Genomic DNA, 10,207 nt, shown 5'->3' on the forward strand with positions numbered 1-10,207 from the left:
GCAACTCGGAAATCATTTTGCTGCCGGACGCCGGCCCATTGATCAACCAGCGAAAAAATACAACGATGGCGGCAAGATACTGGGACGGCGGTTGTTGCGACGCGCACGTTCGACGACCATTGCCGCCTAGCGCAAATCTCCGGGCGGCCTCCGCGTTCGCATGGGCTGGGCGAGCGCGCAATCCAGGAAATCGCCCAGGATATGGCTCGCATCGCGCCGGAACCCGTGCTGATCGTGCTTTTCGAGGACCACAAACTGGCGCGGCGCAGTTTTGTGTTGCCTGCGGCCTGCTTGAAAATGACAACACGCGCCTTGCTGTCTTTCCTGGAGGCCAGCGGCCGGCTGGATTCCGCCGAGGATGTTGCGTCGCGCGCGGTGGCGGCGGGGCGGCTGTTCTCGAGATTGCGCTTTCCCTGAGCGCCCTGGCGACCAGCGGTTCAGCGGTTCAGCGGTTCAGCGGTTCAGCGGCAGGGGCGCAGCGGCGGGGGACGCAGCGGGTCGAGCAGGCTGCGCAGGTTGTTGTGGTCGAGCTCGTACATCAGCGCCAGCAGGGCGCCCAGCTGGCCGCCGGGGAAGCCTTCGCGCGCGAACCAGCCCAGGTAGTGGCCGGGCAGGTCGGCCAGCACGCGGCCTTTGTATTTTCCGTAGGGCATTTCGTAGCGCAGCAGTTGTGCCAGGGCGTCGGAGTCGAGGTTCATTATTGATCTGGATTCAAATATCTTCTGCTTGGCGGCGTCTTTTTCGAAAGAATGAATGCCCCGATACTGCATGGCATCTACTTTACAGGAGTTATGCCATGCCTATTGCCTTGCTGGCGCTGACCATCAGCGCGTTTGCCATCGGGACCACCGAGTTTGTCATTGTCGGCCTGCTGCCGACCATCGCCGCCGACCTGGGCGTGAACCTGCCCTCGGCCGGGCTGCTGGTGAGCCTGTACGCGCTGGGCGTGGCCGTCGGCGCGCCGGTGCTGACCGCGCTGACCGGCAAGCTGCCGCGCAAGACCTTGCTGCTGTCGCTGATGGTGCTGTTTACCGCCGGCAACCTGATGGCCTGGCTGGCGCCGGGCTACCAGTCGCTGGTGGCCGCGCGCGTGCTGACCGGCCTGGCGCACGGCGTGTTCTTCTCGATCGGCTCGACCATCGCCACCTCGCTGGTGCCGCGCGAGAAGGCGGCGTCGGCCATCGCCATCATGTTTACCGGCCTGACCGTGGCGCTGGTGACCGGCGTGCCGCTGGGCACCTTCATCGGCCAGCACTTCGGCTGGCGCGCCACCTTCCTGGCCGTGTCGGCGCTGGGCGTGCTGGCCTTTGTCGGCAGCCTGCTGTACGTGCCCAGGGCGATCGCGCACAGCGCGCCGGCCTCGCTGCTGCAGCAGGTCAAGGTGCTGGGCCAGCCGCGCCTGCTGCTGGTGTACGCCATGACGGCGGTCGGCTACGGCGGCTCGTTTATCGCCTTCACCTATCTGGCGCCCATCCTGCAGGGCGTGGCCGGCTTCGGCGAGAGCGCGGTGGGCGTGGTGATGCTGGTGTACGGCGTGTCCGTGGCGGTGGGCAATATCTGGGGCGGCAGGCTGGCCGACCGCCGCGGCCCGGTGGGCGCGCTGAAGCTCATCTTCGCCGGCCTGGCGGCGGTGCTGCTGGCGCTGACCTTCACCGCGCCGCATCCGTGGCTGGTGGTGGCGACCGTGCTGCTGTGGGGCGCGGTGGCCTTCGGCAATGTGGCGGGCCTGCAGGTGTATGTGGTGCAGCAGGCGGAGCACTACACGCCGGGCGCGGTGGACGTGGCCTCGGGCCTGAACATCGCCGCGTTCAACCTGGGCATCGCGGGCGGCGCCTGGGGCGGCGGCCTCATCGTCGAGCGCCTGGGCCTGGTGCACACGGGCTGGATGGGCGCGCTGGTGGTGCTGGGCGCGCTGGGCCTGACCGCGCTGAGCGGCCGCCTGGACCGGCTGAACCCGCGCGCGGCGGCGCTGGACGGCGCCGCGCCGCGCAAGGTGCGCGTGGCGGCGCACTAAGGCGGCATTGCGCGCCGCCCGGTGCCGCCTCTGCCCGGCCGCCCTAGCGCGGCCGGCCCGGGTAGATCCGCTCCAGGCTGCCCGGGCCGAAATAGCGTTCGTATTCCTGCGCCGCGTAGGAGTCCATCATGCCGGCGATGTAGTCGATCACCAGGCGCTCGCGGCTGTCCTTCAGGCAGCGCAGCTCCGGCGGCAGCAGGATGTTGTCCTTGTTGTACTGCGGATCGGTCAGCACCTCGAACAGGCCGCGGATGATCTTCTCGCCGCGCTTTTCGTACAGCTGCACGTCCTTCTTGCGCAGGATCGCCTTCCACAGCAGGCTTTTCAGGCCCTTGGCCAGCAGCTCGGCCGAGCGGTAGCCCAGCTGGCCGTCCACCACGTCCAGGTCGCGGCACAGCGTGTGCACGATCTCCGAGGTCAGCTCCTTGCGCAGCACGATGGAATATTCCTCGGACGAGGCCTGCTGCTCGCACTTGAGCGCCTCGTTGTGCGCGCGCTCGGCGATGGCCGAGAACAGCGGGTAGGCGGCCGCGTAGTCGGCGCTGATCTTGAACTCGTGCGCGATCTCGCCCACGGTGATGATGCCGAAGCTGAGCGCGTCCTCGACGTCGTGCGCCGCGTAGGCGATCTCGTCGGACAAATCCATGATCTGCGCGTCGATGCTTTTGCGCGCCGCGATGCTGTGCTTCGCCAGCTCGGCGCTGAGGAAGGCGTGGTCCTCGTCGTACAGGAATTTGCGCGGGTGCTCGCTGCGCGTGTGGAAATACTTGGTGATGCCGAACAGGGTGCGCACCGTCAGGTTCAGGCCGGCGTAGCCGTAGTGGCGCTTTTCCAGCGTGCGCAGGATGCGGAAGGCCTGGGCGTTGCCCTCGAAGCCGCCGTGCTCGGCGCACAGGCTGTTCAGGATCTTTTCGCCGTAGTGGCCGAACGGCGGGTTGCCGATGTCGTGCGCCAGCGCGCAGGTCTCGGACACCACGCAGCGCTCCAGCCCCATGTCGGCGGCGATGGAGCGCGCGATCTGCGCCACCTCCAGGCTGTGCGTGAGGCGGTTGCGGTTGGACTGGTTGGCGTCCACGCCGAGCAGCTGCATCTTGCCCTGCAGGCGGCGGAAGGAGGCCGCGTACAGCACCCGCGCGTAGTCGCGCATGGCGTCCTCGCGGCCGTCGCTGCGGCTGTCCTGCTGCTGGTGGACGCGGTATTCCAGCGGCCGCACCAGGGCTTCCTGGGCGCGCGCGTAGGCGATCGTTACTGATGAGTACATGCGATAACTCTGGGTGATGGAAGGGCAAAGGGATTCTAGACCAGCGCGCGCCGGATCGGGTGTATATTGCTGGCGAAATATTTCCCTATCGGAGTCCCATGTCGCCAGCAGCCCTGTTCAGTGTCGTCCTCGCCTATTTCGCCCTGCTGCTGGGCGTGGCCTGGCTGACCTCGCGCAACGCCAACAACGACAGTTTCTTTATCGGCAACAAGAACAGCAACTGGATGCTGGTGGCCTTCGGCATGGTGGGCACCACGCTGAGCGGGGTCACCTTCATCAGCGTGCCGGGCGCGGTGGGGCGCGACGGCTTCGGCTACCTGCAGATCGTGCTCGGCTATGTGCTGGGCTACCTGGCCGTGGCCTATGTGCTGCTGCCGCTGTACTACCGCCTGAAGGTGACGTCGATCTACCACTACCTGGACGTGCGCCTGGGCCGGCGCGCCTACCAGAGCGGGGCCGCCTTCTTCATCCTGTCGCGCACGCTGGGCGCGACGGCGCGGCTCTACCTGGTGGTCAACATCCTGCAGGCCACCATCCTCGACAGCCTGGGCGTGCCGTTCTGGGCCACCAACCTGGTGATACTGCTGATGATCTTGCTCTACACCTACGAGGGCGGCGTGAAGACCATCGTCTGGACCGACACGCTGCAGACCACCGGCATGCTGCTGGGCCTGGTGGTCTGCACCGGCTGGCTGCTGCACCGCATGGACCTGGGCCTGCTCGACAGCCTGGCGCGCATGGAGGCGGCCGGCCTGGCGCGCGTGCTGACCCTGGACGTGGACAGCCCGAGCTATTTCTGGAAGCAGGTGCTGGCCGGCATGGCCATCACCATCGCCATGACCGGCATGGACCAGGAGATGATGCAGAAGAACATCTCGGTCAGCACGGTGGGCAATTCGCAGAAGAATATGGTGGCGCTGACGGTGATCCTGGTCGGCGTGCTGGCGCTGTTCCTGTTCCTGGGCGGCCTGCTGCACCTGTACGCGCCGCTGGCCGGCCTGTCCGGCCCCGGCGCGTCCGGCGACAAGCTGTTCCCGGCCGTGGTGATGGGCCATATGCCGGCCGCGATCCAGCTGATCTTCTTCATCGCCTTGGTGTCGGCGCTGTTCCCCAGCGCGGACGGCGCCATCACGGCGCTGACCTCGTCCTTCTGCATCGACATCCTGGGCCTGCAGCGCCGCGCCGGCCTGGACGAGCGCGCCCGCACCGGCCTGCGCCACCGCGTCCACCTGGGCTTCTGCGCGCTGTTCCTGGTGCTGGTGATGGTGTTCAAGTGGATAGACAGCGCCAGCATGATAGGGGTGATCCTGAAGCTGGCCGGCTACACCTACGGCCCGCTGCTGGGCCTGTTCGCCTTCGGCATCCTGACGCGGCGCACGGTGCGCGACCGCTGGGTGCCGCTGGCGGTGCTGGCCGGGCCGCTGCTGTGCTGGCTCATTGACCGCAATCAAGCATTGCTTTTCGGCAGCTACAAGCTGGGCCTGGAACTGCTTATTATTAACGGCCTGCTGGTGATGGCGGGGCTGTTCCTGATTTCGTCGCCCGCGCGCGCACTAGGCAAGACTGGCTGATTTCGCTTACAGTGTTGTCAGATTTAAATTATTGAAGGAGCATCCATGTCACGATCCATTGTTTCCCGCATCGGCAGCGGGCTGGGCTACGCCTGGCGCGCGCTGGACTTCGGCCGCCGCGCCGTCCTGAATGTGCTGTTCCTGATCGTGCTGATCCTGCTGGCCATCGCCATCTTCAGCGGCGGCCCCAAGCCGCTGGGCGGCAAGACCATGCTGGTGCTGGACCTGAAGGGCGAGCTGGTGGAGCAGGGCGCCGCCGGCGTGCGCGAGGCGGTGAAAGCCAATCTGCTGGGCGGCGAAGTGCGCCGCACGGTGCAGCTGCGCGACGTGCGCAACGTGCTCGACACGGCCGCCAAGGATCCGCAGATCGCCGGCGCCGTGCTGCTGCTGGACGAGCTGGAAGGCGGCGGCCAGGCCAGCCTGCGCGAAGTGGCCGGCGCCATCGAGCGCTTCAAGGCCAGCGGCAAGAAGGTGGTGGCCTGGGGTTCCAGCTACAGCCAGCGCCAGTACCTGGTGGCGGCGCACGCCAATGAAGTCTACGTCCATCCCATGGGCGCGGTGCTGCTGGAGGGCTTCGGCCGCCACCGCAACTACTACCGCGACGCGCTCGACAAGCTGGGCGTGACGGTCAACCTGCTGAAAGTGGGCACCTACAAGAGCTTTGCCGAGCCGTATATCGCCAACGGCCCGTCCGAGGCGGCCACCGAGGCCGAGGCTTACCTGACCAACGCGCTTTGGGCCAGCTACACGAATGAGGTGGAGCAGGCGCGCAAGCTGCCGCAGGGCCACATCATGAAGAGCATCAACGAGCTGCCGGCGCTGGTGGAGGCGGCCAAGGGCAACCTGGCCCAGGTGACGCTGAACACCAAGCTGGTGGACGGCCTGAAGACCCGCGACGAAATCCGTGCGCTGATGATGGAGCGCGGCGAGAAGGACGAGAAGGGCAAGTCCTTCCGCCAGGTGAGCTATGGCGACTATCTGGCGCGCGTGCATCCGAAGATGATGGGCGATGCGGTGGGCGTGGTGATGGCGGTGGGTGAGATCAGCGACGGCGTGGCGCCGGCCGGTTCCATTGGCGGCCAGTCGACCTCGAACCTGATCCGTTTGGCGCGCGAGGATGCCAGCATCAAGGCCATCGTGCTGCGCGTGAATTCGCCGGGCGGCAGCGCCTTCGGTTCGGAGCTGATCCGCCGCGAGCTGGAGCTGACGCGCGCGGCCGGCAAGCCTGTGGTGGTGTCCATGGGCGATGTGGCGGCTTCGGGCGGTTATTGGATTTCCATGGCGTCCGACGAGGTGATTGCGGAGCCGAACACCATTACCGGTTCGATCGGCGTGTTTGCGCTGTTGCCGCGCGCCGACAAGGTGATTGATAAGCTGGGCATTCATACTGCCGGCGTGACCACCACGTGGCTGGCGGATGCGGCCAATCCTTTGCGCCCGCTGGATCCGCGCTTTGGACAGGTGATCCAGGGCAGCATCAATCATATTTATTCGGAGTTCACGACGAAGGCGGCTGCGGCGCGCAAGACTACGCCGGAGAAGATCAACGAGGTGGCGCAGGGCCGTGTCTGGACTGGCGTGCAGGCCAAGGAGCGCGGTCTGGTGGACCGTCTGGGCACGTATGGCGATGCGCTGAAGATTGCCGCCGAGCGCGCGAAGCTGGGCAGCGATTACCGCGTGACGTATATCGAGCGCGAGGTGTCGAAGTTTGACCGCTTTGTGGAGTTCTTCGGCGGTTCGGCGGCGCAGGCTGCGGCGCAGGCTTTCGCGCCTTACGTCAAGGCGGCCGTGGCGCCGACCGGCTTGCCTATGGGCGTGGCCGCCGATGCGGCACGGGATCTGAGCTGGCTGTCCGAGGTGGCCGACAAGCGCAAACCCTTTACGGCGGTGACGCACTGCCTCTGCGAATCGCCTTGATGCAAACGCAGGGGACGGCTTTGCAGTTGTCGCTGCGGCCGCTGGCGCTGGGCGAGCTGGCGGCGTTGGCGGCTTCGCGCGTCCCGGCCGGCATGGAGGGGCGCGCGCAGCAGGGGGCTTTGCCGCCTGCGTTTGTGGCGCAGCGCGCGCTGGACCGGATTGCGCACGGCGGCCCGGAAATTTGGTGCGCCACTTTTTTGATCCTGCGCGGCGATGGCGAAATTCTTGGCGGCTGCGGTTTCAAGGGCGAGCCGTCGGATGGGCGGGTTGAAATTGCTTATGGCGTGGCGCCGGCCCACCGCCGCCAGGGCGTGGCTTTCTTTGCCGTGCAGGCGATGCTGGAGCTGGCTTTTTCCAGCGGCGTGCGTGAGGTGATTGCTGAAATTCTGCCCGAAAACCATGCATCCATCGCCGTCGTCCGCAAGCTGGACTTTCGCTTTATCGGCTCTCGCGTGGATGGGGACGGCGAGGTGGTTGGCGTGTGGGTGGCCGGTTCTTGATTCGCCTCCCTGCAGGACACGGTACTGGATTTGGTACTGAAATTCCCTGAACGGTACTGAAATTTACTGAAATCTTCCCTGGAATGGCCTGAACCTTCTGCTCTTGTTGAGGTCTAACTGGAGTTGGGTGGGAATTCAGTATCTTTCAGTACGATTCAGTACGTTTGAGGAGGAATTTCAGTATGTTGTCCTGTATGTCGCTCCAACTACCAACGGATACCCTGCACCGCCTGCTGGATTTTTTGCGCAACACCGGCAGCGGGCTCAACGCGGCGGAAGCGGCCGATCAGGCGGTCCGCGAATGGATAGACCGCATGGGCCGGGAAGGCCATCCCGGACGCGTGCCGGACGGCTATCAATGGAAGACATTGTTCCTGCCGGAGGGCACCCGCCTGACGGTCTTCTGCCAAACCGGCCTTGCCCATGCCTACGTGGTGGGCTCTCAGCTGCTCTACCAGGGCGAACCCACCTCCCCGAACCGCTTCGCCAAAGAAGCCTCAGGCTATGTGCGCAACGCCTGGACCGATATCACGGTCCGCTACCCCGGTGAAATACGCGCCAAGATGGCCTCCGTCCTGCGCCGCGAGCAAGAGCGCGCGGCAGCAGCCAAGGCTAGCCAGCCGCCTCCCGAAGTGCCGCGTGCCTACTGCCCGCCCAGCCAGCCGCCGCCCGAACCGCCGGTCCTGTTTGAATCACAAAAGCCGCCCCTGCCAGCGGACGAATGGCCCTATATAGACCGCCGCGCCTTGCGCGTCTATACCGATTGGGAACCGTTCTGAAGCGGCAAGGTGATGACGAAAGCGCTATGGCCGGTGTGCAGATGGTCGCAGCGCGCGTCGCCGCCGTGGCGGCGGGCGATCTGGCGCACCAGCGCCAGGCCCAGGCCTGAGCCCACGCTGTCGCGCGCATTGCTGCTGCGGTAAAAGGGCTCGAACACCTTGTCATACTCGGCCTTCGGTATGCCCGGCCCCGCGTCGCGCACCACGATCTCCGCCACGTCCACACCGTCCACGCTGCTGCGGCGCAGCTTCACCGTGGTGGGCGGCACGCCGTGGCGGCGCGCGTTCTCCAGCAGATTGCGCAGCATGCGGCGCAGCAGGCGCGCATCGCCGCGCACCGGCAGCGGTTCGCCGTCCAGGTCCGCCTCCTCGTAGCGCGCGCATTCCTCGGCCGCCAGCGGCAGCAGATCCAGCTCATCGTTCTCGGTGCGCTCGCCCACCGCGTCCAGGCGGCTGGCCAGCAGGATCTCGTCGATCAGCTGGTCCAGCTCCGCGATATCCTGCTCCAGGCCCGCGCGGCGCTTGGCGTCCACCTGTTCCTTGCTCAGCTCCAGCGCCAGGCGGATGCGCGCCAGCGGCGTGCGCAACTCGTGCGAAGCGTTGGCCAGCATGGTCTTGTGCGCGCCCACCAGCGCTTCGATCTGGTCCGCCGAGCGGTTGAAGCTGGCCGCCAGCGCCGCCACCTCGTCGCTGCCCTTGACCTCCACCCGCGCCGACAGGTTGCCCGCCCCCAGCGACTCCACGCCCTGCTGCAAATGCTCCAGCCGGCGCGTGACGCGCCGCACCACCGGGTAGGCGGCGATTGCGATAATGATGGCCAGCCCGATCAGGATGGTGTGCAGCCGCATGCGCGAAGGCATCTGGCGCAGCGGCGTGTTGGAGATGATATGGCGACCGTCGTCCAGCCGCATCTGGAAGCGGCGCAGGCGCAGCGGGCGGTCCAGGTCTTCGTCGCCGCGCGCCCAGCGCCGAGCGCGGTCCAGGGGCCCGGCGCGCGGCAAGGGCTCGGCGTCCGGCAGCGCGCGGCTCTCGCCGGGAGCGCCGTCGCCGCCAGCTGCGCCGCCGTTGCCGCCGCCGTCACCTTGCAGCCTGCCTTCGCTGCGCCTGCGCTCCTGCATGCGCTCCAGCATTTCCATGCGCTGCTGGCGCAGCATGCGGCGGTCGGGGCGCTCCAGCGGCTCGCCCACGTAGGCCAGCCGCTGCCAGTCCTTGCTGAACAGCGTGATATCGGCGCGCAGGCCGCGCGTCAGGCGCTCCAGCGCGGCCTGCTGCTGCTCGGGCGGCGCCTCGGCGGCCGGCAGCGCGTTGCGCAGCAGCGTGCCCAGCGTGCGGTCCGACAGCTCGGTCGGCGCGCCCGCCCATTGCCACAGCAGCACCACGGCCAGCGTCAGCAGCGCCAGGCTGGCCAGCAGCGCGGCGTAGAAGCGGAAATACAAGCGCGGCATCAGTCCTGGTCCTTGGCGAACAGATAGCCCGCGCCCCGCACGGTGATGATGCGGCGCGGATGCTTGGGATCGTCCTCCACGGCGGCGCGGATGCGCGACATGTGCACGTCGATCGAGCGGTCGAAGGCCTCGGCCTGGCCGCCGCTGGTGGCGTCCATCAGCGCCTCGCGCGACAGCACCCGGCCCGCGTTCCGGGCCAGCATCAAGAGCACGTCGAACTGGCAGGCGGTCAGCTCGCAGGGCCGGCCGTCCAGCCGCGCGCCGTAGGCTCCCGGCTCGATCTCCAGCCGCCCGAAGCGCAGCACCTCGGTGGCCGCGCGCTGCGCCTCGCCGCCGCGGCGCAGCACGGCGCGCAGGCGCGCCAGCAGCTCGCGCGGCTCGAAGGGCTTGGGCAGGTAGTCGTCCGCGCCCAGTTCCAGGCCGATAATGCGGTCGATGGCGTCGCCGCGCGCGGTCAGCATCACGATGGGGACGTTGGAGCTGGCGCGCAGCTGGCGGCACACCTCCAGGCCGTCCATGTCGGGCAGCATCAGGTCCAGGATCACGGCGTCGGCCCGGTTGGCCGCCAGCCAGGCCAGCGCCGGCTTGGCGCGGGTGTGGGCGGTGACCTCGAATTTGGCCGTGGTCAGGTATTCGGACAGCATCTCGCTCAGGCGCGGATCGTCCTCGATAATCAGGATATGTTCGCTCATGCCCCATTCTACGGAGCCGGGCGGCCGC

At 67.2% G+C, this 10,207-nt stretch carries 10 protein-coding genes; 6 read left to right on the top strand and 4 right to left on the bottom strand.

The genetic code is table 11. The features are described from left to right. Nucleotides 1–201 precede the first annotated feature (201 nt). Entirely contained in the window at nucleotides 202–417 is a 216-nt protein-coding gene (locus KT882_RS11245) for a hypothetical protein (RefSeq protein ID WP_228895800.1), read from the top strand. 44 nt (nucleotides 418–461) lie between these two features. Here KT882_RS11245 and KT882_RS11250 read toward each other — a convergent pair whose 3' ends face one another. Next, nucleotides 462–698: a DUF3820 family protein gene (locus KT882_RS11250; RefSeq protein WP_228895802.1), complete on the bottom strand. Its 237-nt coding sequence runs from the start codon at nucleotides 696–698 to the stop codon at nucleotides 462–464. Nucleotides 699–796: 98 nt separating this feature from the next. Here KT882_RS11250 and KT882_RS11255 point away from each other — a divergent pair, with 98 nt between their 5' ends. After that, entirely contained in the window at nucleotides 797–2,014 is a 1,218-nt protein-coding gene (locus KT882_RS11255; protein WP_228895804.1) for an MFS transporter, read from the top strand. A gap of 43 nt (nucleotides 2,015–2,057) precedes the next feature. Here the strand turns inward: KT882_RS11255 and dgt are convergent, their stop codons facing one another. Then, on the bottom strand, nucleotides 2,058–3,275 hold the full coding sequence (gene dgt, locus KT882_RS11260) for a dGTP triphosphohydrolase (RefSeq protein WP_228895806.1): 1,218 nt from the start codon (nucleotides 3,273–3,275) through the stop codon (nucleotides 2,058–2,060). A 98-nt stretch (nucleotides 3,276–3,373) separates the two neighbouring features. On the opposite strand from dgt, the gene KT882_RS11265 reads away from it, so the two are divergent. The 4 genes from KT882_RS11265 to KT882_RS11280 all read left to right on the top strand — a co-directional run bounded on the left by KT882_RS11265 (nucleotide 3,374) and on the right by KT882_RS11280 (nucleotide 8,042). Beyond that, complete coding sequence (locus KT882_RS11265) at nucleotides 3,374–4,846, top strand: sodium:solute symporter (RefSeq protein WP_161075623.1); 1,473 nt, start codon at nucleotides 3,374–3,376, stop codon at nucleotides 4,844–4,846. Nucleotides 4,847–4,891: 45 nt separating this feature from the next. Continuing rightward, entirely contained in the window at nucleotides 4,892–6,763 is a 1,872-nt protein-coding gene (gene sppA, locus KT882_RS11270) for a signal peptide peptidase SppA (RefSeq protein WP_161075622.1), read from the top strand. A 20-nt stretch (nucleotides 6,764–6,783) separates the two neighbouring features. Further along, nucleotides 6,784–7,263, top strand: coding sequence for a GNAT family N-acetyltransferase (locus KT882_RS11275; RefSeq protein WP_228895808.1), 480 nt, complete (start codon nucleotides 6,784–6,786; stop codon nucleotides 7,261–7,263). A 194-nt stretch (nucleotides 7,264–7,457) separates the two neighbouring features. Next, nucleotides 7,458–8,042 carry a hypothetical protein gene (locus KT882_RS11280; protein ID WP_161075620.1) on the top strand — a complete coding sequence of 195 codons (585 nt, stop codon included), beginning with the start codon at nucleotides 7,458–7,460 and terminating at the stop codon, nucleotides 8,040–8,042. Here the strand turns inward: KT882_RS11280 and KT882_RS11285 are convergent. Continuing rightward, entirely contained in the window at nucleotides 8,018–9,487 is a 1,470-nt protein-coding gene (locus KT882_RS11285) for a sensor histidine kinase (RefSeq protein ID WP_228895809.1), read from the bottom strand. The two genes, KT882_RS11280 and KT882_RS11285, sit on opposite strands and share 25 nt — an antisense overlap. Next, a complete protein-coding gene (locus KT882_RS11290; protein WP_161075619.1) occupies nucleotides 9,487–10,179 on the bottom strand; it encodes a response regulator transcription factor in 693 nt (230 codons plus the stop codon). Before KT882_RS11290 ends, KT882_RS11285 begins: the two co-directional genes overlap by 1 nt. Nucleotides 10,180–10,207 lie beyond the last annotated feature (28 nt).

This window comes from Pseudoduganella aquatica, from assembly GCF_020865585.1.
In the GTDB taxonomy this organism is placed as follows: Bacteria; Pseudomonadota; Gammaproteobacteria; order Burkholderiales; family Burkholderiaceae_D; genus Rugamonas; species Rugamonas aquatica_A.